Annotated in this window: 19 protein-coding genes and 3 pseudogenes; 10 read left to right on the top strand and 12 right to left on the bottom strand. The window is 69.1% G+C overall.

Translation table 11 applies throughout. From position 1 onward, the window contains the following. Nucleotides 1-133: 133 nt before the first annotated feature. The 4 genes and pseudogenes from KUTG_RS30920 to KUTG_RS30905 form a co-directional block, all read right to left on the bottom strand. A pseudogene (locus KUTG_RS30920) lies at nucleotides 134-2,370 on the bottom strand (bifunctional FO biosynthesis protein CofGH); the annotation flags it as partial. Nucleotides 2,371-2,757: 387 nt separating this feature from the next. Beyond that, nucleotides 2,758-3,087 carry a HepT-like ribonuclease domain-containing protein gene (locus KUTG_RS30915; RefSeq protein WP_255361042.1) on the bottom strand — a complete coding sequence of 110 codons (330 nt, stop codon included), beginning with the start codon at nucleotides 3,085-3,087 and terminating at the stop codon, nucleotides 2,758-2,760. Between the two features lie 40 nt (nucleotides 3,088-3,127). Beyond that, nucleotides 3,128-3,436, bottom strand: a complete 309-nt coding sequence (locus KUTG_RS30910) for a nucleotidyltransferase family protein (protein ID WP_043721745.1) — start codon at nucleotides 3,434-3,436, stop codon at nucleotides 3,128-3,130. 37 nt (nucleotides 3,437-3,473) lie between these two features. Next, the gene (locus KUTG_RS30905; RefSeq protein ID WP_043731209.1) at nucleotides 3,474-4,268 is read right to left on the bottom strand and encodes an exodeoxyribonuclease III; all 795 of its coding nucleotides are present in this window, start codon (nucleotides 4,266-4,268) and stop codon (nucleotides 3,474-3,476) included. 129 nt (nucleotides 4,269-4,397) lie between these two features. On the opposite strand from KUTG_RS30905, the gene KUTG_RS30900 reads away from it, so the two are divergent. Continuing rightward, nucleotides 4,398-6,317: an APC family permease gene (locus tag KUTG_RS30900; RefSeq protein ID WP_043721743.1), complete on the top strand. Its 1,920-nt coding sequence runs from the start codon at nucleotides 4,398-4,400 to the stop codon at nucleotides 6,315-6,317. On the opposite strand, the gene KUTG_RS30895 is transcribed toward KUTG_RS30900, so the two are convergent. The 3 genes from KUTG_RS30895 to KUTG_RS30885 form a co-directional block, all read right to left on the bottom strand. Beyond that, entirely contained in the window at nucleotides 6,284-6,586 is a 303-nt protein-coding gene (locus KUTG_RS30895) for an SH3 domain-containing protein (RefSeq protein WP_043731207.1), read from the bottom strand. The two genes, KUTG_RS30900 and KUTG_RS30895, sit on opposite strands and share 34 nt — an antisense overlap. A 141-nt stretch (nucleotides 6,587-6,727) precedes the next feature. Next, nucleotides 6,728-7,498: an SGNH/GDSL hydrolase family protein gene (locus tag KUTG_RS30890; protein ID WP_043721741.1), complete on the bottom strand. Its 771-nt coding sequence runs from the start codon at nucleotides 7,496-7,498 to the stop codon at nucleotides 6,728-6,730. A 78-nt stretch (nucleotides 7,499-7,576) separates the two neighbouring features. After that, the gene (locus KUTG_RS30885; RefSeq protein ID WP_043721738.1) at nucleotides 7,577-8,800 is read right to left on the bottom strand and encodes an NADP-dependent isocitrate dehydrogenase; all 1,224 of its coding nucleotides are present in this window, start codon (nucleotides 8,798-8,800) and stop codon (nucleotides 7,577-7,579) included. 295 nt (nucleotides 8,801-9,095) lie between these two features. Between KUTG_RS30885 and KUTG_RS30880 the strand changes: the two genes are divergently transcribed. After that, on the top strand, nucleotides 9,096-9,929 hold the full coding sequence (locus tag KUTG_RS30880) for a metal-dependent hydrolase (protein ID WP_052396713.1): 834 nt from the start codon (nucleotides 9,096-9,098) through the stop codon (nucleotides 9,927-9,929). Nucleotides 9,930-9,981: 52 nt separating this feature from the next. Further along, nucleotides 9,982-10,296: an ArsR/SmtB family transcription factor gene (locus tag KUTG_RS30875; RefSeq protein ID WP_043721736.1), complete on the top strand. Its 315-nt coding sequence runs from the start codon at nucleotides 9,982-9,984 to the stop codon at nucleotides 10,294-10,296. Nucleotides 10,297-10,357: 61 nt separating this feature from the next. Here the strand turns inward: KUTG_RS30875 and KUTG_RS30870 are convergent, their stop codons facing one another. Then, nucleotides 10,358-10,960, bottom strand: a complete 603-nt coding sequence (locus KUTG_RS30870) for a DUF1707 SHOCT-like domain-containing protein (protein WP_198047366.1) — start codon at nucleotides 10,958-10,960, stop codon at nucleotides 10,358-10,360. A gap of 100 nt (nucleotides 10,961-11,060) precedes the next feature. On the opposite strand from KUTG_RS30870, the gene KUTG_RS30865 reads away from it, so the two are divergent. The 3 genes from KUTG_RS30865 to KUTG_RS30855 are packed head-to-tail and all read left to right on the top strand — an operon-like array spanning nucleotide 11,061 to nucleotide 13,604. After that, on the top strand, nucleotides 11,061-11,861 hold the full coding sequence (locus KUTG_RS30865; RefSeq protein WP_232241042.1) for an ABC transporter permease: 801 nt from the start codon (nucleotides 11,061-11,063) through the stop codon (nucleotides 11,859-11,861). After that, on the top strand, nucleotides 11,854-12,654 hold the full coding sequence (locus KUTG_RS30860; protein WP_043721732.1) for an ABC transporter permease: 801 nt from the start codon (nucleotides 11,854-11,856) through the stop codon (nucleotides 12,652-12,654). The genes KUTG_RS30865 and KUTG_RS30860 overlap by 8 nt, the downstream gene beginning before the upstream one ends. After that, a complete protein-coding gene (locus tag KUTG_RS30855; RefSeq protein WP_043721731.1) occupies nucleotides 12,651-13,604 on the top strand; it encodes an ABC transporter ATP-binding protein in 954 nt (317 codons plus the stop codon). Before KUTG_RS30860 ends, KUTG_RS30855 begins: the two co-directional genes overlap by 4 nt. 513 nt (nucleotides 13,605-14,117) lie before the next feature. Here KUTG_RS30855 and KUTG_RS30845 read toward each other — a convergent pair. Beyond that, nucleotides 14,118-14,645 (bottom strand): DUF3455 domain-containing protein, encoded by a 528-nt coding sequence (locus tag KUTG_RS30845; RefSeq protein WP_043721727.1) that lies wholly within the window; start codon nucleotides 14,643-14,645, stop codon nucleotides 14,118-14,120. A 125-nt stretch (nucleotides 14,646-14,770) separates the two neighbouring features. On the opposite strand from KUTG_RS30845, the gene KUTG_RS30840 reads away from it, so the two are divergent. From KUTG_RS30840 to KUTG_RS30830, 3 genes are read left to right on the top strand one after another with little or no spacing between them, the layout of a single operon-like run. Then, nucleotides 14,771-15,466 carry a response regulator transcription factor gene (locus KUTG_RS30840; protein WP_052396712.1) on the top strand — a complete coding sequence of 232 codons (696 nt, stop codon included), beginning with the start codon at nucleotides 14,771-14,773 and terminating at the stop codon, nucleotides 15,464-15,466. Between the two features lies 1 nt (nucleotide 15,467). Then, entirely contained in the window at nucleotides 15,468-16,928 is a 1,461-nt protein-coding gene (locus tag KUTG_RS30835) for a sensor histidine kinase (RefSeq protein ID WP_052395600.1), read from the top strand. A gap of 12 nt (nucleotides 16,929-16,940) precedes the next feature. Beyond that, nucleotides 16,941-18,131: a cytochrome P450 gene (locus tag KUTG_RS30830; RefSeq protein ID WP_052395599.1), complete on the top strand. Its 1,191-nt coding sequence runs from the start codon at nucleotides 16,941-16,943 to the stop codon at nucleotides 18,129-18,131. A 58-nt stretch (nucleotides 18,132-18,189) separates the two neighbouring features. Here KUTG_RS30830 and KUTG_RS30825 read toward each other — a convergent pair whose 3' ends face one another. The 3 genes and pseudogenes from KUTG_RS30825 to KUTG_RS30815 form a co-directional block, all read right to left on the bottom strand. Continuing rightward, nucleotides 18,190-19,176: a malate dehydrogenase gene (locus KUTG_RS30825; protein WP_043721725.1), complete on the bottom strand. Its 987-nt coding sequence runs from the start codon at nucleotides 19,174-19,176 to the stop codon at nucleotides 18,190-18,192. A gap of 278 nt (nucleotides 19,177-19,454) precedes the next feature. Continuing rightward, nucleotides 19,455-19,757, bottom strand: a complete 303-nt coding sequence (locus KUTG_RS30820; protein ID WP_232241040.1) for a DUF3017 domain-containing protein — start codon at nucleotides 19,755-19,757, stop codon at nucleotides 19,455-19,457. Next, nucleotides 19,754-20,613 (bottom strand): annotated as a pseudogene (locus KUTG_RS30815) (bifunctional methylenetetrahydrofolate dehydrogenase/methenyltetrahydrofolate cyclohydrolase). Before KUTG_RS30815 ends, KUTG_RS30820 begins: the two are co-directional and overlap by 4 nt. A 255-nt stretch (nucleotides 20,614-20,868) precedes the next feature. Here KUTG_RS30815 and KUTG_RS61840 point away from each other — a divergent pair. Continuing rightward, a pseudogene (locus tag KUTG_RS61840) lies at nucleotides 20,869-21,265 on the top strand (hypothetical protein); the annotation flags it as partial.

Genomic DNA, 21,265 nt, shown 5'->3' with positions numbered 1-21,265 from the left:
CCGGCGATGATCGTCCCGGCCACCATCACGGCCAGCGGGAACGCGAGCGCTTTTCTGTTGCGCACGGGATAGTCCTTCCGAGGCCGATGTTGCTTTGGGAGGCAACCTCAGAAGCTACCCATTCGCCGTAACGTCAGTGGCCCAAAAGGCTCACCCGAACGGGTCCACTTGTCGCAACATGGCCGTAGGTCGTGGTTCGCTGACGAGCGTGCCGGCCGGCCAGACCCGCCATCGCGTCCAACTCGGCGATGGTGCGGGCCGAGCCGTGCGCCGAGCCGGCCATCCGGCTGATGGTCTCCTCCATCAGCGTGCCGCCCAGGTCGTTGGCGCCGCCGCGCAGCACCTCGGCCGTGCCGACGTCGCCCAGCTTCACCCACGAGCACTGGATGTTGTGGATGCGGCCGTGCAATGCCAGCCGGGCCATGGCGTGCACCGCCCGATTGTCCCTTCGGGACGGTCCCGGGCGGGCCACGCCGGCCAGGTAGATCGGGGCGTTGTTGTGCACGAACGGCAGGCCCACGAACTCGGTGAAGCCACCGGTCTCGTCCTGGAGGCGGGCCAGCGTGCGCAGGTGGCCGAGCCAGTGGCCCGGGTGGTCGACGTGGCCGTACATCATCGTCGACGAGGAGCGGATGCCCAGCTTGTGGGCCGTGCCAACGACTTCGAGCCACGTCTTGGTCGGCAGCTTGCCCTTGGTCAGCACCCAGCGCACCTCGTCGTCGAGGATCTCCGCCGCCGTGCCGGGAATCGTGTCCAGGCCGGCGTCACGGAGTTCGGTCAGCCACTCCTCGACGCTCACGCCGGCCTTGGTGGCGCCGGTGACGATCTCCATGGGGCTGAAGGCGTGCACGTGCATGCCCGGCACCCGCGTCTTGATCGCCCGCACCATGTCGGCGTAGAAGCTGGTCGGCAGCTTGGGGTCGATGCCGCCCTGGATGCAGACCTCGGTGGCGCCCAGCACCCACGCCTCCTCGGCGCGGTTGGCGACGTCCTCCACGGTCAGCCGGTAGGCGTCGGCGTCGCGTTCCCGTTGCGCGAAGGCGCAGAACCGGCAGCCGACGTAGCAGACGTTGGAGAAGTTGATGTTCCGGTTCACCACGTAGGTGACGTCGTCGCCGTTGACCTCGGCCCGCAGCTGGTCGGCCAGCCGGGTCATCGTCTCCAGCGCCTCGCCGTCCGCGGTCAGCAGGGCCAGCGCCGCGTCGGCGTTCGCCTCGTCCAGCAGGGCCGCGGGATTCTCGGCGGCGATCGTCAGTCCATTCAGGACGTCGCTGGGCAGCTTGCTGAACGACGGGCTGTTGTGCAGCTGGTCGCGCAGCGACTCCCAGTCCCCGTAGACGCTGTCGAAGTCACCGCGGCGGTCGCCGGTGCGGCCCGTGGTGTCGATCGTCTCGTGCAGGTCGGTGCGGCCGTGGGACTCCAGGGCGTAGTCCGGCTCCTGCCACGTCCGTCCACTCAGGACGGCTTCCTCGTTCGCGAGGCCGGTTTCGTTGTCGGCCAGGGCATCCACGTGCGCGCTGATGCGGGTGTCGATCCACGGCTGGCCGGCCTTGACGAAGCGGGGGTAGGCGGTCAGCCGCTCGCGCAGCTGGAAGCCCGACTTCGCCGTGGTGGCCGCGAGTTCGTCGATCGCCGGCCACGGCCGCTCCGGGTTGACGTGGTCCGGCGTGACCGGCGAGACGCCGCCCCAGTCGTCGATGCCCGCGCGCAGCATGAGCTCGAACTCCTCGCCCACCAGGTTCGGCGGGGCCTGCACGCTCACGTTGGACGGCATCAGCAGCCGGCCCACCGCGATCGTCGCCGCCAGCTCGTGCAGGTCCGCGTCCGGCATGCCGCGCATGGCGGTGTCCGGCTTGGCCCGGAAGTTCTGGACGATGATCTCCTGGATGTTGCCGTACTGGCGGGCCACGCCGCGCAGCGCCAGCAGCGAATCCGCCCGCTCGTCCAGGTTCTCGCCGATGCCGATCAGGATGCCGCTGGTGAACGGCACACCCACCCGGCCCGCGTCCGTCAGCACACGCATGCGGACCTCGGGGTCCTTGTCCGGGCTGCCGTAGTGCGCGCCGCCCGGCTCGCTCCACAGGCGGGTCGCCGTCGTCTCCAGCATCATGCCCATGCTGGCCGCGACCGGCTTCAGGCGCTGGAACTCCTCCCAGCTCAGCACGCCCGGGTTGAGGTGGGGCAGCATGCCCGTCTCCTCCAGGACCGCGATCGCCACCGAACGCAGGTAGTCCAGGGTCGAGCCGCTTCCCCGGGCCTCCAGCCACTCCTGGCCGCCGGCCCCCGTTCCTCCGGCCGGTCACCCAGCGTGAACAAGGCCTCCTTGCAGCCCTGCGCCGCCGCCTGGCGGGCGATGTCCAGCACTTCGTCAGGAATGACGTTGCATTCTGTTTGGTGACCACCGCACAAGTCGTCGTACAGAAATCCCATTCTAAATTAGTTTTTAAGGCTCAGGGCCCGTGAGCCTATAGTTGGAGTGAACTCAAAGCGGACGGACGCAATAGATCCGCAGAGAGGGTAATCACTCCGTTGGCAGCGCGGCGAAGTGCCCGGCGGAGGGCCGACTCGCTCGGGCGCGGAGTGTCGTTGACCACCGAGCGAGCGTAAGTCGGCCTTCCCTTCGGACCGTCGCTCAGCGTAGGGAGACCACTCTCACAGGAAGGCCGGGAATAAACCCGCGAGTCCCGCTTACCGTCACACCGAGTGTGTGAAACCGATTCACGCATTCGGTGTGACGCTGGGCGGGACTCGCGGGGTTCAGATGTCGGCGCGGGTGGTCGTGGGCGGGGCTTCTTCCGCCGGATCACCGAGCAGATCACGGAGTGTGCACTCAAGCGCCGGGCGCTTCTCGGTGAGCACTTGCCAGACGAGCGCGTCGTCCACACTGGCATAGCCGTGGATCAGGATGTTCCGGAACGCGACGATCCGGCGGAGGTCTGGAATCCGGGCCGCGACGTCGGGCGCGATCTTCGAGAGCTGGTTGAGGGCTTCGCCGATGATCTCGAATTGGCGTTCGACCGCGGACCGGACCATGGCATCCGCCTGATAGTCCGCGAACGACCTGCCGGCGCTGAACTCACCGAGCAGCTCGGTGCCGCGCAGTGCGTCCCACAGCTAGGCACGCGGATCACGCCGCATAGAGCGTTTCCTTGGTGGCCATCACTTGCTGCCGGAAGTACGGGTTGCGGATGCTTGTGGTGGTGACAACGTCGACCGGACGGCCGAGGATCCGCTCCAGGCCCTCCTTGAGCGCGAAGAACGAGCCGAAGTGGTCGAAGTCCGGCGCGGTGTCGAACTCGACGAGAACATCGACGTCGCTGGAATCGACGTCGAATGAGGGGCCGACGGCCGAGCCGAACAGGTCGAGCCTGCGCACTCCGAGCCGGTGGCACAGTTCGGCGATCTCGTGCTGCTTGGCCCTCACGAGCTCGTGCATGCCGCTACCTCCCGGCACGATTGTGCCCGATCGACGGTCAGATGTCGTAGCGGACGGTCACGGGGGCGTGGTCGGACCAGCGCTCGGCGTAGGTGGCGGCGCGCTCGGTGACGGCGGACACGGCCTTGGCGGCCAGGCCCTCGCTGGCGACGTGGAGGTCGATGCGCCAGCCGGAGTCGTTGTCGAAGGCCTTGCCGCGGTAGGACCACCAGCTGTACGGGCCGGCCGTGTCGGGGTGCAGGGAGCGCACGACGTCGACGTAGCCGGCGGCGTAGAGGCGGTCGAGCCAGGAGCGCTCCTCCGGCAGGAAGCCGGCGGAGCGCTGGTTGGTCTTCCAGGACTTGAGGTCCTCGGGGCGGTGCGCGATGTTCCAGTCACCGCAGACCAGCACCTCGCGGCCGTCGGCCTCGGCCTTGGCCCGCAGCTCGACGAGGTGGGCGAAGAAGGCGTCGAGGAAGCGGTACTTCTCGTCCTGTTTGGGGGTGCCGGCGTCGCCGCTGGGCAGGTAGAGGCTGGCCACCACCACGTCGGCCAACTCGAACTCGACGTAGCGGCCGCTGCGGTCGAACTCGGCGGAGCCGAAGCCGACGCGGACGGCCTCGGGGGCGGTCCGGGACAGCAGGGCGACGCCGGCCCGGCCCTTGAGCTCGGACTCGGCCAGCACGGTGTGCCAGCCGGCCGGTTCGAGCAGCTCGGCGGGCAGCTGACCGGGCTCGGCCCGGGTCTCCTGCAGGCACACGACATCCGCCTCGGTGGCGGCGAGCCACTCGACGAAGCCCTTCTTGGCGGCGGCGCGCAGGCCGTTGACGTTGATCGTGGAGACGGTCAGCACGGCCAAGAGCCTAGCGGCATCAGGAACGCGTAAACGGACGCCGTGCCGGCGTAAGGATCGCATCAGTGCCGGCCGCGCCGCCATCGTGGCCCCGCACGCTCGAACCGAGCAACCGGCGAGAGGGAAAGCGTGTTCGACGTCGTGAAACGGCTGCTCGTCGGCCGTCCCCTGCGCAGCGAGCGGTTGGGTGACACGCTGTTGCCCAAGTGGTTGGCGCTGCCGGTCTTCTGCAGCGACCCGATCTCGTCGGTGGCCTACGCGACCGAGCAGATCCTGCTCACGCTGGCGGTCGGCGGCGCGGGCTACCTGTCCCTGTCGACGCCGGTCGCGGCGGCGGTGGCGATCGTGCTGATCGTCGTGGTCGCTTCCTACCGCCAGACCTGCTACGCCTACCCGAGCGGCGGCGGCGCGTTCGTCGTCGCCAAGGCGAACCTGGGTGAGACGGCGGCATTGACGGCGGCGGCCGCGCTGTTGGTCGACTACGTGATGACGGTCGCCGTGTCGGTGGTCTCCGGCGTTGTCGCGATCATCTCCGCGATCCCGGAGCTGGCGCCGGACGCGGTGGCCATCTCGGTCGGCTTCGTCGTGGTGATCGCGCTGGCGAACCTGCGCGGTGTCAAGGAATCCGGCAGGACGTTCGCGGTTCCGACGTATGCGTTCATCGCCTTGACGTTCCTGATGTTCGCCATCGCGGCGGTCCGAGGCCTGAACGGGACGCTGCCGCAGGCGTCGACGGCCGCTGTTCCGTTGCACCCCACCGAGAGCTTCGCCGGCATCGGCACGGTTTTCCTGGCGCTGCGGGCCTTCGCGTCCGGCTGCACGGCGTTGACGGGCGTCGAGGCGATCAGCAACGGCGTGCCGTCGTTCCGCAAGCCCAAGCCGCACAACGCGGCGATGACGCTGGTGATGATGGGCGTCATGGCGGTGGCCATGTTCGCCGGCATCACGGCGCTGGCCGTGAACCTCAACGCCCGCGCGCGGCCGGACGGCAACCCGTCGGTGATCTCCCAGGTCGCGACGAGTGTGTTCGGCGGCGGCTCGGTCCTGTTCTACCTGTTCCAGGCGGCCACCGCGGGCATCCTGATCCTGGCCGCCAACACCGCGTTCAACGGATTCCCCGGCCTGGCCTCGATCCTGGCCCGGGAGCGCTACCTGCCCCGGCAGCTGCACAACCGTGGCGACCGCCTGGTGTTCAGCAACGGCATCCTGCTGCTGGCGGCGTTCGCGGTGCTGCTGATCATCGGCTTCGACGCCAACATCGACAGCCTGATCCAGCTCTACATCATCGGCGTGTTCACCAGCTTCACGCTCAGCCAGGCCGGCATGGTCGTGCACTGGAAGCGGGCGCTGGCCACGGAAACCGATCCTGGCCGGCGGGCCAGGATTCGCGGCTCGCAGGCCATCAACGCCTTCGGCGCCGGGCTGACCGGGGTGGTGCTCGTTGTCGTGTTCGCCACCAAGGTGGTGCACGGGGCGTGGCTCGCGGTGCTGGCGATGGTGGTGCTTTTCGTGGTGATGCGGGCGATCAGCCGCTACTACCGACGGTTCGAGCAGCAGGTCGCGAACGTGAAAACGAGCACCACGCTGCCGCCGACGGTGCACGCGCTGGTGCTGGTCTCCCGACTGCACCAGCCGGCGCTACAGGCGCTGGCCTTCGCCAAGGCCACCCGGCCGGACCGGCTGGAGGCCGTCACGGTGGCCGCCGATGACGACGAAACCCGCAACCTGCAACAGCAATGGGAGCGCAAGGGCATCAAGGTGCCGCTGGTTGTGCTGTCCTCGCCGTACCGTGACGTGAGCAAGCCGATCGTGGACCACGTGACCCGGATCCACGCCCGGGACAAGCGCGGTGTGGTCAGCGTCTTCATCCCGGAGTACGTGGTGCGGCGCTGGTGGCAGCACCTGCTGCACAACCAGAGTGCCTTGCGGCTCAAGGCAAGGCTGCTGTTCACGCCGGGCGTGGTGGTGGTCAACGTGCCGTACCACATCGGCCTGGACGACCAGGGCTGGCTGACTCAGCAGGTGTTGCCGGCCGCCGCGACCAAGTAGTCGGCGGACGCCCAACGCCTCCCGTCGAGTTGGCGGAAACCGTTCTGCACCACCGGCTGCGCGGTCACGGGCTGGCTCTGCACCAGCCGTCCGACGACCCGGGCCGAGGTGACGGGGCCGGCCCGCACGTTGAGCACGTCGGCGTTGACCGTGAAGGCGCACTGCGGATTGCCCTGCGACGCCTCGGCGTTGTGGTGCGCGACCATGGCGAACGCCACGACGCCGACACCGCCGACCACGGCCAGTTTGATCACCGGAATGCCGAACACCCCGTCCTCCTCCCGCCAAGACGCCGCCGATTCCATTTCGGCGAGACATCTCAGCAGTACCGGAGGACGGGGCGCGGCAGAACCACCCGGTCCGGAATCCACCCGGCCGGGACCCCTACCGGGCTAGGCCGTCACCAACGGTCACAGCAGGGGCTGGAGCAGGTTCGCGAACGCCACGTGGCCGTCGCGGTTGGGGTGGTAGGACTCGGTGGTGGGGTTGGAGAGGCCGTTGAGCCACTCCACCTTGTCGCACACGGCGTGGCCGGTGAACGCCGTCCGCACGTCCTCGAACACGAACCCGTGCGCCGCGGCCCGGGCCTTGATGGCGTTGTCGAGCTGGTCCGCGCCGGCGTTGAGCTGCCCCTGCTCGGTCGAGCTGATCCGGGCCAGCAGGTTGCACTCGTCGCCGTTGAACAGACGCGGGTAGCCGACCACCACGACCTTGGCGTTGGGCGCCCGGGTGTGGATCTGCGTGTAGAGGTTGTCCAGGGCCCCGTTGAGGGTGCTGGAGATCAGCGCGAGCGCCTTGTTGATGTCGCCGGTGCAGTCGTAGAACGGCAGCGCGCACTTCTCGATCACGCCCGAGAAGCCGATGTCGTTGCCACCGACCGAAAGCGTGACGAACTGGGTCGAGGTGGACAGGGCGCCGACCTGCTTGCTGAGCACGTCGCCGGTCTTCGCGCCGCTGCACGCCTGGAAGTCCAGGGCCAGCCCGAGCCGGCTGGCCAGCAGTTCGGCGTACGCGTACGAGGAGCGCTTGCAGGTCGCGTCGATGTACGTCCGAGTGCCCACGCCGGAGGCGTAGGAGTCGCCGAGGGCGACGTAGCCGGGCTGTGCGGCCGCGGAGGCCGTGCCGGCGAGCGTGAGACCGAGCATCGCGGTCAGGGCCGCGAGCAGGAGCTTTTTCCCCATGCGCCGGAAGGTAAACCGTGACCGGCGCACAAAAGGGCCCCGTCACCCGACGGGGCCCTTTTGGTCACGCTATGGCGCTCAGGCGGACGCCATCCGCTTCTGTAGGTTCTCGTCGAGGGTGTTGAGGAACGCCTCGGTGGTCTGCCACGGCTGGTCCTTGCCGATCAGCAGGGCCAGGTCCTTGGTCATGGCGCCGGCCTCGACCGAGGAGATGACGACCTCCTCCAGGGCGGTGGCGAACTGGGACACGGCCGGCGTGCCGTCCAGCTTGCCGCGGTGCTGCAGGCCACGGGTCCACGCGAAGATCGAGGCGATCGGGTTGGTGGAGGTGGGCTTGCCCTGCTGGTGCTGGCGGTAGTGCCGGGTCACGGTGCCGTGCGCGGCCTCGGCCTCGACGGTGCGGCCGTCCGGCGTCATCAGCACCGAGGTCATCAGGCCCAGCGAGCCGAAGCCCTGCGCGACGGTGTCGGACTGGACGTCGCCGTCGTAGTTCTTGCACGCCCAGACGTAGCCGCCCTCCCACTTCATCGCGGCGGCGACCATGTCGTCGATCAGGCGGTGCTCGTAGGTCAGGCCCTTGGCGTCGAAGTCGGCCTTGAACTCGGCCTCGAAGATCTCCTGGAACACGTCCTTGAACATGCCGTCGTAGGCCTTGAGGATCGTGTTCTTGGTCGACATGTAGACCGGGTACTCGCGCTGCAGGCCGTAGGACAGGGAGGCGCGCGCGAAGTCCTCGATGGACTTGCGGAAGTTGTACATCCCCATGGCGACGCCGCCGCCCTCGGGGTAGTTGCCCACCACGTGCTGGATCGGCTCGGAGCCGTCGGCCGGCGTGAAGGTGATGGTCAGCTCGCCCGGGCCGGGCACCTTGAAGTTGGTGGCCTTGTACTGGTCGCCGTGGGCGTGGCGGCCGATGATGATCGGCTTGGTCCAGCCCGGCACCAGCCGCGGGATGTTGGAGATGACGATCGGCTCGCGGAAGATGACGCCGCCGAGGATGTTGCGGATCGTGCCGTTGGGCGAGAGCCACATCTTCTTCAGGCCGAACTCCTCGACCCGCGCCTCGTCCGGCGTGATGGTGGCGCACTTCACACCGACGCCGTGCTTCTTGATGGCGTTGGCGGAGTCGATCGTGACCTGGTCGTCGGTCGCGTCCCGGTGCTCGATGCCCAGGTCGTAGTAGTCCAGGTTGACGTCCAGGTACGGGTGGATCAGCTTGTCCTTGATGAACTGCCAGATGATGCGGGTCATCTCGTCGCCGTCGAGCTCGACGACGGTGCCTTCGACCTTGATCTTGCCCATGCGCCGGGCTCTCCTCTCGCGACAATGCAAGCAGTACAAGTGTACTGCTAACTCTTCGTGATCGCTTCAGGGGCGTGGCCAAGCACACTGTGCTTGTGCCGCACGTGCCGCGCGGGGCGAGGTCGCTCTGATCCGGTCTCTTCCCTTGTCTCAGCTCGATCGATGAAAAGACTCGATCGAGCTGAGCCTGCGGTCCGGAGACCGGCGCGACCTCGCGGCATGTCACCCCGATCCTTCAGCCATCGACAGGTAGCCTCCCCTGCCGGCACAAGTGATCTTGAAGCAGGGGGGCGTCGTGTCGACCGGACCTACGCACGCGATGAGCGGGCTGATGATGTGGGGCGGGGTGTCCATCGCGGCGATCGCCAACAACCTGCCGATGACACCGCAGACCTGGGTCGTGGGGGCAGCCCTGTGCAGCGGCGCGGCCCTGCTGCCGGACCTGGACCACCCCGAGGCGACCGTGGCGCACACGTTCGGCAAGGTCACGTGGGTGCTGTCCAAGGGCGTGCACTGGTTCAGCCACATCGTCTACCGCGGCACCCGCCTGCGCAGCGACGCCAATCGGCACGGCGGCCACCGGGGCGTGACCCACACCCTGCTGTTCGCCGCGGCCGCCGGCGCGGGCGCCTATGCGGTGGTGGAGTGGGCCCACAAGATCGCCCTGTTACCGCTGCTGTTCCTGTTCTGTGCCCTGGCCGTCCGCGGGCTGCTGCACGAGTGGACGCCCAAGGGCCACGTGCTCGGCGTGACGATCCTGTCGTTGGGTCTCACGGTGCTGTGCTGGCACTGGATCGACGTCGGCCCGGCCGAACAGGCGATGTGGTGCGCGATAGCGGTCGCCGCCGGCTGCCTGGCCCACTGTCTCGGCGACTCCATCACGGAACAGGGCTGCCCGATCTTCTGGCCGATCCCGTTCTCCGGCAAGACGTGGTACCCGGTGGCGTTGCCCAAGCCGATGCGGATGCGCACCGGCGGCCGGGTCGAGCTGGGCATGGTGCTGCCGGTGCTGACCGTGCTCGGCGTCTGGCTGTCGCTGGCCTCGCTGCAACGCACCGGCGTGGCCACCTGGGTCCCGTTCGACCTGCTGACCCTGCACCACGTGCCGGCCGTCGTCGCGGGCCGCTGACGGTCCCTCTTCGACCACCGCCGATTTTCGACCGGGCTCGTACAATGGAGGCATGAGCACCGCGACCGCCCTTGAGCACCCCATCCGGAAGGACATCCGGATCGAGGGGGTGCTCCAGGCGCTGGCCGACCCGGTGCGGTTGCGTATCGTGCGGGCCATCGCCGACCACGGCGAGATCGCCTGCGGCGTGCTCGACCTGCCGGTCAGCAAGTCCACGCTCACCCACCACTACCGGGTGCTGCGCGAGTCCGGCGTCATCCACCAGCGCCCGGTCGGCACGTCCAAGGTCAACAGCCTGCGCCGCGAGGACCTGGACGCCCTGTTCCCCGGCCTGCTCGACGGCGTTCTGGCCGCCCCCCGCGACTAGCTTCGTGTCAGGAAGGGCCCCTTCCTGACGTTGAACGTCAGGATCCGTCCCTCGATCTTGGTTACCGCCGCGGGCCCTTGATCGTCAATGCCGACATGCTCAGGTCGCCGCTGATGGCGATGTGCGGCGTGCCCTGGCGTCCCTGGTAGCCGACCCGGTCGGTGACCGAGGAACCCATTTTCGTGTTCAGGTCGTTCAGCGTGACGCTGGCGCCCTCCGGCAGCCGCAGCGTCACGGCGCCGCCGGTCACGTCCAGCCGCATGTCCAGCTGCTCGTGCTCGAACGCGGCCTCGGTGAAGTCCAGGTTCACGCCGGAACCCCACTTGGAGCGGACCACCATCGACCGCGGCACCTGCCAGTAGCCGTTGCGGTTGAGGCTGGAGCCGCAGCCGCTGGACAGCACCATCGGATCGCCGGGCAGCCGCGGCCCGGACGACTGCCGGCCGCCCCACAGTCCACCCCGGACGCGCATCTCCGGATGCGTCATGCCCGGCAGGTCGGCCAGCACCACGTTCAGCTCGGCCCGGGTCCGCGAGGCCAGCGCCACGTCGGTGCGGTCGGTGAACTCCTCCAGCGTCAGCAGTCCCATGCCGATCGCCTTCTGCAGCAACCCGATCACGTGCTCCCGCTCCGCGTCCGAGACGCGAAGCTCCCTGTTGCTCACCCCGTTCACCATGACACCGATGCTAGGCGCGGGCGCCCCCGGACCGGATCGGGGAAATCCCCGGATAAATGGGTTGCCACGACCCCTAGCGTGGACAGACGTGTGCGCAGTGATCGGCTGTTATCTCCGCATCACGCTCGCCGGATTCCACAGGTACTCCACCTACCGCCAAGCCGTGCTCGCCGGGACCGCGACCAACATCGTCTTCGGACTGATCAAGGTCGGCATCCTGTCGGGGGTTTTTCTGGCGCGCGATGGGGCCTCGATCGGCGGCTACGACCTGACCACCACCATTACCTACGTCTGGCTCGGCCAGGGCCTGCTCGGTGTCGTCGACCTCTGGAGCGAGGACGACCTGGCCGAGCGGATCAGGACCGGCGACATCGTCGTCGACCTGTCCCGCCCCTGGAACCTCCAGACCGCGCTGCTGTGCACCGACCTCGGCCGGGCGGGCTACAGCGCGATCGCCCGCTTCGTCCCCCAACTGCTGCTGGGGGCCGTGTTCTTCCCGTTCCGCTGGCCGGACGACCCCATGGTCGCGCCGGCTTTCGTGCTCAGCACCGCGCTGGCCGTGCTGGTCAGCTTCAACCTGCGCTTCCTGCTCGGTCTGACCACGTTCTGGCTGCTGGATTCTCGTGGCGTGCGCAGCCTGTACAGCATCGCCGCCCCCACCCTTGCCGGGTTGGAGATCCCGCTGTCCTTCTTCCCCGGCTGGGCCCAGCACGCGCTGTCGTTCACCCCGTTCCCGTCCATGCTGCAGTTCCCCATCAACGTGTTCGTGCAGGACGGGCCGGTGCTGGCCATGCTGGCCCAGCAGCTGCTCTGGGCGCTCCTGCTCGCCGCGACCGCCCGGCTCGTGCTGGCCCGGGCCATGCACAAGGTGGTGGTGCAGGGTGGCTGACCTGGCCGTCTACTTCCGGCTGGCCCGGGCCCAGGTCCGCGGCCAGCTCAGCTATCGCGGCTCGTTCGTGATGAACTGCTTCGGCCAGGCGCTGGCCCAGGGCAACGACCTGCTGGTGATCCTGGTCGTGTTCGGGCGGGTCGCCGCCCTCGGCGGCTTCGACATCACGGCCGTGCTGCTGTTCTACGCCCTGTCCGGTATGTCGTTCGGGCTGGCCGACATGGTGGTGGGCAGCATCGAGCGGCTGCCCACCTACGTCCGCACCGGCGCCTTCGACGTGGTGCTCATGCGTCCACTCGCGACACTGTTCCAGCTGTTCGCCGGCGACTTCCAGCTGCGCCGCATCGGCCGTGTGCTCACGGCTTTCGGCACCCTGGTCTACGTCCTGTCCACAACGGACATTCACTGGACGCCGGCCAAGGCCCTGCTGCTCGTGCTCACTCCGCTGGCCGGCGCCACGATCTTCGCCGCCATCTTCGTGGCCGCCAACTCGGTCTCGTTCTGGTTCGTCGACTCCCGAGAGCTGGCCAACGCCGTCACCTACGGCGGCAGCTACCTGACCTCGTACCCGATCACCGTGTACGTGGGCTGGCTGCGCACGTTGATGGCCTACATCGTGCCCGGGGCCTTCGTCGCCTACTACCCCGGCCTCACCCTGCTCGACCGCGCCGACCCGCTGGGCGGCCCGAGCTGGCTGGGCTGGCTCGACACCCCGGTGGCCGCGCTGGCCGCCCTGGTCGCCGGCCTGATCTGGCGCACCGCCGTCCGCCACTACCGAGGAACGGGATCATGATCGAGGTCAGCGAGCTGGGCCGGACGTTCACCGTGACGCGCAAGGCCGGGCGGTTCCGCCGCACCCGCCAGGACGTGGTGGCCGTCGGCGGCGTGTCGTTCGAGGTCCGGGCGGGCGAGACCGTCGGGTACATCGGGCCGAACGGGGCGGGCAAGTCGACGACCATCAAGATGCTGACCGGGATCCTGGTGCCGACTGCCGGCCGGGTGCGGGTGTGCGGGCTGGATCCGAGTCGACAACGGGCGGAGCTGGCGCGGCGAATAGGCGTGGTTTTCGGGCAGCGCAGCCAGTTGTGGTGGGATCTGCCGCTGCGGGAGAGCTTCGACCTGCTGCGGCACATCTTCCGGGTGCCGGCCGGCGATCACGCCAAGCGTCTGCAGGAATGCGCGGAACTGCTTGGGCTGCACGAGTTTCTGGACACACCGGTCCGGCAGTTGTCGCTGGGGCAACGGATGCGGGGCGAGGTGACGGCGGCGTTGCTGCACGGCCCGGAGCTGCTCGTGCTGGACGAGCCGACGATCGGGCTGGACCTGGATTCCAAGGAGCGGCTGCGGGAGTTCCTGTCGGAGCTGAACACCACCCGCGGCACCACGCTGCTGCTGACCACCCACGATCTGGACGACATCGAACGGCTGTGCCGGCGGATGATGGTGATCGACCGCGGCCGGGTGCTGGCCGACGGGCCGTTGGCCGAGCTGCGGGACGAGGTCACGCCGGAGCGGGTGCTGGTGGTGGACTTCGAGCGGCCGTGCGAGGAGCTGACCGGGCTGCCCGGGGTGCAGACCGTGAAGGTGGAGGGCGGCGGCCTGCGCCAGCAGCTGTCGTTCCGCCGGGACACGGTGACCGCGGCGACCCTGATCAGCATGATCTCCCAGCGGTCGCCCGTGCACGACGTGGCGGTGATCGAACCCGACATAGATGACGTGGTACGCCAGTTGTACCGCCGGTAATGTCGTGTGGTGCGGACAACTCTGGTCATGTAAGAAATACCCAGGCCAGACCAACCATCGAATACCTGCGCTTGACGAGATCTGTCTCGAGATGAGTACCTGGCATTCCAAACCGCGGGGCATAGAACAGTCCGCGGGAAGGCAGTGACGGACGTATCGGAATGTTGCTCTGTCCGGTCAATACTCCAACGCAAAGTACACCACGCAAAGGTCGGCGACGCCTGCCCAGCGGGACGCCACCCACGCCAAGGAGCTGGCCGACCTGTTCACCAAGCTCTCGGCCCAGACCCAGGACCAGGAGCTGTCCCAGGCGCTGCGCGACGCCGCGTCGACCGCCGGTGAGGCCGCGCTCGACCACCTCACCAACGGCGAGCTGCTGAAATGGGCCCAGCAGGAGACCGACCGCATCAACACCCTGCGTCGCATCTGCACAGGCTGATCCTCATGCAGGGAAGGACGCCTTACCCGCGTTGAACGCGGGTAAGGCGTCCTTCCCTGCATAACGGCGGGGCCTCAGCCCTTGACCCAGAAGGTGTAGGTGGCGGAGTAGGGCACGGAGGCCTGGGCGTCGTCGGTGCACTTGCCGGCGGGGGCGAGGCCGCCCTTGGTGGCCAGCCGCTGCACGTAGGTGACGTCGGAGAACTGCCCCTTGCCGTGGTTCTCCGACGCCTTGAGCAGCAGCTCCGGGACGGCGTCGGTGTGCTTGACCGAGGCGCCGGGCACGGCGGTGGCGCCGACCTCGCTGCCGTCGACCGTCGACACCCAGATGGGGCCCTTGAAGTGCAGGGCGACGGGTTTGCCGTGGTCGGAGATGGTGGCCGCGGGTTCGAGCAGGGTCCAGGCGGCCTTGGCGCACTGGTAGGTCTGGACACCGTCGCCCTGGTAGCTGGCCAGCAAGGTGTTGCCGGCCGGGACCTTGACCGCGTCGGGGGCGGAAACCTCTTGCTGGGCAAGGGGTTTGATGCTGGTCTGGGGCGCGGAGCACGCGGCCAGGCCAACAGCGGCCGTCACGAGGGCGAGCGCCACCGTCACACGGTTCATGGTGTTTGTCTCCCAGATGCGAGGTAGGAAGGAACACCGCGAACACGAGTGATCCACAGCCCCGGTTCGGCCAGGTGACCCAGGTCACAACGGAACGCGGAGTTGACGCGATTCGTTGGATCGGCGTGGAACGCCCGCCCCTGGTGTACGGACAGGGCCAGCACCTGCTGGTCGTCGACGACGAGCCGGGCATCACCGAGATGCTGGCCACCACTCTGGGCCTGGCCGGCTACCAGGTCCGCACGGCGGCGACCGGCCGCGAGGCGCTGCGGCTGATCGCGACCGAGCCGCCGGATCTGGTCATCCTGGACGTGATGCTGCCGGACGTGGACGGCTTCGAGGTGTGCCGGCGGGTGTCCGAGCAGCCGGACGCGCCGCCGGTGCTGCTGCTGACCGCCCGCAACTCGGTGCTGGACAAGGTGACCGGCCTGACCACCGGCGCCGAGGACTACCTGACCAAGCCGTTCAGCATCCCGGAGGTGTTGGCCCGGGTGCAGGTGCTGCTGCGGCGGGCCCGGCGCAGCGCCGATCCGGTGCTGAGCGTGGGCGGTGTCGTGATGGACGAGGGCACGCGGCAGGTGACCCGGGACGGCCGTCTGGTGGAACTGTCCCCGACCGAATACCGGTTGCTGCGCTACCTGATGGCCAACGCCGGCCGGGTGGTGTCGAAGAGCCAGGTGCTGGAACACGTGTGGCGGCACGACTTCGGCGACGGCGTGGTGGAGAAGGTGGTCTCGCGGCTGCGGCAGAAACTGGACGCCACCGGCGCGCCGCTGATCCACACGGTGCGCGGCTTCGGCTACAGCCTGCGGGAGGGCTGAGGTGCGCCGCGCGAACTCGTTGCGCGGACGGCTGGTCTGCGCGGTGATCGTGCTGGCGGCGCTGGGCATGGTGATCGTGGATGCCGCCTCGATCGTCGCCCTTCAGGTGTACTTCCGCGATCGCGCGGACGCGTGGCTGGGCAACACCCGAGCCCGGGTGACGCAGCAGATCGACAACACCTCGGTGGTGCTGACCAAGGACAGCGTGGAGGCGCTGCTCCAGCCGGGCTACGTCGTCGCGCTGGTCGACCCGGACGGTCGGATCGTGGACCGCACGCCGGCGCTGGACTCGTTGGGCAACCCGGCCGCGCCGCCGACGCTGCCGGCCTTGCTGGGCAAGGACTTCGCCGCCAATCCGACGACGCTGGCCTCGGCCGGCGGCCCGGACTACCGGGCGCAGATGTTCAACGTCGGCACACATGTCCGCTACCTCGATACGAGCGGCAAGTCGCAGCCGATCGCCAGCGCGCTGCTGGCCGAGAGCCTCGATCCGACGGCCGAGGCGCTCAACCGGCTCATCGTCTTCGAGCTGGCGGCCACGGCGGCGGCGTTGACCGGGATCGGGCTGCTGAGCTTCGGCGTGCTGCGAGTGGGCCTGCTTCCGTTGCGGGACATGGCCCGCACCGCGCGCCGGATCGCCGCCGGCGAGCTGCACCAACGCATCGAGGTGCCGAACGAGCGCTCCGAGGTCGGGCAGGTCGCGGCGGCGCTGAACGAGGCGTTCGACGCCCGCCAGCAGTCGGAGGAACGGCTGCGGCGGTTCGTCGCGGACGCCTCGCACGAGCTGCGCACGCCGCTGACCACCATTCGCGGCTGGGCCGAGATGCACCAGCACGGGCTGGCCGGCGAGGAGCTGACCGCGCTGTCGATGTCCCGTATCCAGCAGGAATCGGCCCGGATGCAGGACCTCGTCGGCGATCTGCTGTTGCTGGCGCAGCTCGACCAGCAGTACGAGCCGGCGACCGACCCGGTCGACGTCGCCGTGCTCGCGGCCGACGCCGTGGCCGATGCGCGGGTCACGGCGCCGCAGCGGCGGATCGAGCTCGCGGTCGACGGCGACACCGAGGTGACCGGCGACGAGAACCGGCTGCGCGAGGTGTTGCAGAACCTGATCAGCAATGCCCTGGTGCACACCCCTTCGGGCACGGAAGTCGATGTCCGCGTGACCGGATCGTCTGGCAGGGTGGAATTGGTCGTGGCCGACAACGGACCGGGGCTGGACGAGGCGACCGCGGACCGGGTGTTCGAGCGGTTCTTCCGCGCCGACCAGGCGCGGAGCCCAGGCACCGGCGGCACGGGGCTCGGGCTGAGCATCGTGCGCTCGATCGTGGCCGCGCACGGCGGCTCGGTCGAGCTGGTCACCCGTCCGGGCCAAGGCTGCGTCTTCACTGTCAGGCTTTCGTCAGCTTCGTGGGAGACGGCGGTCAGGCGCACCCGGTTGGCTGGAAACGACGCTGTCTGAGGGGAGACCACAGTGACCATCGAGGCGACACCGTTGCCTACGACGAGGCCGACGCCGTTCGACCCGCCGGAGGACTACCGCAAGCTGCGGGAGGACCAGCCGGTGAGCCGGTTGGCGATGCCGGACGGCTCCCTCGGCTGGCTGGTGACCAGCTACGAGCTGGTCCGCGCGGTGATGTCCGGGCCGCAGTTCAGCTCGAAGTTCTCCACCATCACCAACCCGCTGCGGGTGATCCCGCAGGAGATGCGGCAGGACGCGCAGCCGGGCATGTTCATCGGCCAGGACCCGCCGGACCACGGCCGCTACCGCAAGCTGCTGACCGGGCAGTTCACCGTGCGGCGCATGCGGTCGCTGGAGCCGCGGATCCAGCAGATGGTGATCGACCACCTGGACGCCATGGAGGCGGCCGGCGACTCGGCCGACCTGGTCGACAAGTTCGCGCTGCCGATCCCGTCGCTGGTGATCTGCGAGCTGCTCGGCGTGCCGTACGAGGAGCGCGACGAGTTCCAGCACCGCACCGGCCGGATGCTCGACACCTCGCGGCCGTTCGAGGAGGCCCGCGCGGCCGGCGAGGCGGTCCGGGAGTACGTCGGCGACCTGGTGGCGCGCAAGCGGACCGCGCCCGGCGACGACATGATCAGCGGCCTGTTCGAGTCGGACCCGACGCTGTCGAACGACGAGGTCGCGGAGATGGGCCTGCTGCTGCTCATCGCCGGCCACGAGACCACCGCCAACATGCTGGGCCTCGGCACGTTCCTGCTGTTGCAGCGGCCGGACCAGCTGGCCAAGCTGCGCGAGGACCCGAGCCTGATCAACAACGCCGTCGAGGAGCTGCTGCGCTACCTGTCGGTGGTGCAGTACGGCACCACGCGCGGCGTGATCGAGGACGTCGAGATCGGCGGGCAGCAGTTCCGCAAGGGCGAGACGGTGATCTGCTCGCTGGCCGCGGCCAACCGCGACCCGGCGCGCTTCGACAACCCGGAGATCCTGGACATCACCCGCTCGCACAGCACGCACATCGCGTTCGGGCACGGCATCCACCAGTGCCTCGGCCAGCAGCTGTCCCGGATCGAGATGCAGATCGCCTTCCGCGAGCTGTTCGACCGGTTCCCGAACCTGCGGCTGGCGGTCGAGCCGGAAGAAGTGAAGCTGCGCACGACGTCCGTGGTGTACGGCACGGCGACGCTGCCCGTCGCCTGGTGATCAACGCATGAGAAAGGCCCCCGCTCGGTGAGCGGGGGCCTTTCTTTTCAGATGGCGATCAGATCAGGCCCAGGTTGCGGACCGCGTCGCGCTCCTCTTCGAGCTCGGCCACGGTGGCCGCGATCTTGCCGCGGGAGAACTCGTTGACCGACAGGCCCTGGACGATCTCGTACTTGCCGTCCTTGCAGGTGACCGGGAACGAGGAGATCAGGCCCTCGGGCACGCCGTAGGAGCCGTCCGACGGCACGGCCATGGACGCCCACTGGCCCTCGGCGGTGCCGTTCACCCAGTCGTGGATGTGGTCGATGGCGGCGTTGGCGGCCGACGCGGCCGAGGAGGCGCCGCGGGCCTCGATGATCGCCGCACCGCGCTTGGCCACGGTCGGGATGAAGGTGTTGGCCACCCACTCCTGGTCGTCCACCAGCTCGAGGGCGTTGCGGTCGCCGACGACGGCGTGGCTCAGGTCGGGGTACTGGGTGGCGGAGTGGTTGCCCCAGATCACCAGCCGCTTGATCTCGGTCACCGGCACCTGGAGCTTGTTGGCCAGCTGCGAGTACGCGCGGTTCTCGTCGAGGCGGGTCATCGCGGTGAAGCGCTCGGCCGGCACGTCCGGCGCGTGCTGCTGGGCGATGAGGGCGTTGGTGTTGGCCGGGTTGCCGACCACCAGCACGCGCACGTCGTCGGCCGCGCCGGCGTTGATGGCCTCACCCTGCGGCTTGAAGATGCCGCCGTTGGCCTCCAGCAGGTCGCCGCGCTCCATGCCCTTGGTGCGGGGGCGGGCGCCGACCAGCAGGGCCACGTTCACGCCGTCGAACGCCGTCTTGGCGTCGTCGGTGATGTCGATGCCCTCCAGCAGCGGGAACGCGCAGTCCTCCAGCTCCATGGCGGTGCCCTCGGCCGCCTTGACCGCCTGGGGGATCTCCAGCAGGCGCAGCCGAACCTTGGTGTCCTGGCCGAGCAGTTGACCCGAGGCGATCCGGAACAGCAGGGCGTAGCCGATCTGGCCAGCCGCACCGGTGACGGTCACGTTGACGGAGCGTGCCACAGGGAAGATCCTCCCGATCCGCAGTCTGCATCACGTCCACGGGGTGCGACCACCATGGCAGGAATCCTGTCCGGCGGCCTCAGCACCGGGACCGCGCACCGGGCGCGTCGCCCGGTTGCCGCACAGTACCAAGCACCCGCGACACCCGACCGCTCACGGTGAGCAGCGTCGCAGCGTGGCCACCACCACCCCCGCGAGTCCCGCTCGGCGTCACACCGAACTGTATGAATCCGTTTCCGGATTTCGGTGTGACTGCGGGCGGGACTCGCGGGGGCTTGCTAGTCCAGCGGGCCGCCGGTGATGGTGACGGCGATGAAGATGATCAAGAGGCCGAGCCCCCCGTAGAGGACGATGTCGGTGAGCTTGCGTCGCACGGCGATCAGGGCCAGCTGGTTCTCCGGCAGCAGGGCCCGCAGCCCGGCGCCGACCAGCAGCGAGCCGCCGATCAGGCCGGAGCCGATCCGCCAGTGGTACAGGAAGATCAACGCCACCCCGGCCGCCACGACCGCCATGACCAGACCGAACGCGGTGTAGCGGCCGATCTCCTCGGTCCACCGGCGGCGACCGGTCACGGTGATCACGACTGAGCCGCGAGCGAGCGCTCGGCGGCCTCCACCACGTTGGCGAGCAGCATGGCCCGGGTCATCGGGCCGACGCCGCCCGGCATCGGCGCGATGTAGCCGGCGACCTCGCGCACATCGGGGTGCACGTCGCCGCTCAACCCTTCGTCCGTCCGAGTGATACCGACATCAGCACGGCCGCGCCCGGCTTCACCATGTCGGCGGTGATCAGGCCGGCGACACCGGCCCCGGCCACCACGATGTCGGCCCGGCGCACCTCCGCCGCCAGGTCCTTGGTGCCCGTGTGGCACAGGGTCACGGTGGCGTTCTCGCTGCGGCGGGTCAGCAGCAGGCCCAGCGGCCGGCCGACCGTCACGCCACGGCCGACGACGCACACCTGGGCGCCGGCGATCGGCACCTCGTAGCGGCGCAGCAGCGCCACGACGCCGCTCGGCGTGCACGGCAGCGGGCCGGCCTCGCCCAGCACCAGCCGGCCCAGGCTGACCGGGTGCAGGCCGTCGGCGTCCTTGGCCGGGTCGATCCGCTCCAGCAGCGCGCCCGTGTCCAGGTGCTTGGGCACCGGGAGCTGCACGATGTAGCCGGTGCAGGCCGGGTCGGCGTTCAGCTCGTCCAGCACGGCTTCCAGGTCGGCCTGCGAGATGTCGGCCGGCAGGTCGCGGCGGATCGAGGTGATGCCCACCTTGGCGCAGTCCGCGTGCTTGCCGCGCACGTAGGCGTGCGAGCCGGGGTCGTCGCCGACCAGCACGGTGGCCAGGCCCGGCGTCACCCCCTTGGCGGTGAGCGCGGCGACCCTGACCCGCAGGTCGTCGAAGATCGCGTCGCGGGTGGCCTTGCCGTCGAGGATCGTGGCGGTCACGCCTTCATCATGCCGTGCTTGTGCCGCGCGTTCCGCGCGGGGCGAGATCGACCGAGAACCACCCCATCGGCCAGGTAACGGACGTCACGGCCACCGAGCTCATAACTCACCGTCGCCCGATTGCGCCATTCGCCCCCCGTTGGCCTTCGTCAGGGACAATCATCGATGCTGGTCGTGACGAGGAGCAGGGAGGTCTGGGCCACACCCGGTGTGAGGCGGGTGTCAGATCGCAACGGAACGCGAGAGGATGAGCGTGTGTCACAGCCGACCCCGCTGAACCCAGTCGAACAGGACGCGCTGGTCAAGCAGATCGGGTTGGCCCTGATGAAGGCCGCTCCGCAGGACTGGGAGCAGGTCAGGGCCTACTACCGGGCTGCCGGCCGCTACTTCGAGCTGTCCGCAGAGGTCACCGACCAGGACGGTCAGAGCAGGGCCTGGACCGCGCCCGCGGACATCGCGTCGCTGTTCGCGCGCCTGCGGGCCGGCATGTACCGCGAGGGCCGCGGGACCTGGTTCAACGCCCGCTACCAGCTCGACCGGCCGTCCAGCTACAACCTTGACTTCGACCGCGACGAGCCGCAGTGGCAGAACCCGCCGCCGCTGATGGCCTACACCGACGAGATGCGCTTCTTCCCGCGCACCGACGACAACG

This window comes from Kutzneria sp. 744 (genome assembly GCF_000568255.1).
Classification (GTDB): Bacteria; Actinomycetota; Actinomycetes; order Mycobacteriales; family Pseudonocardiaceae; genus Kutzneria.
The sequence above is the reverse complement of the archived record's forward strand: the minus strand, read 5'-3'. Positions and strand labels throughout refer to the sequence as shown.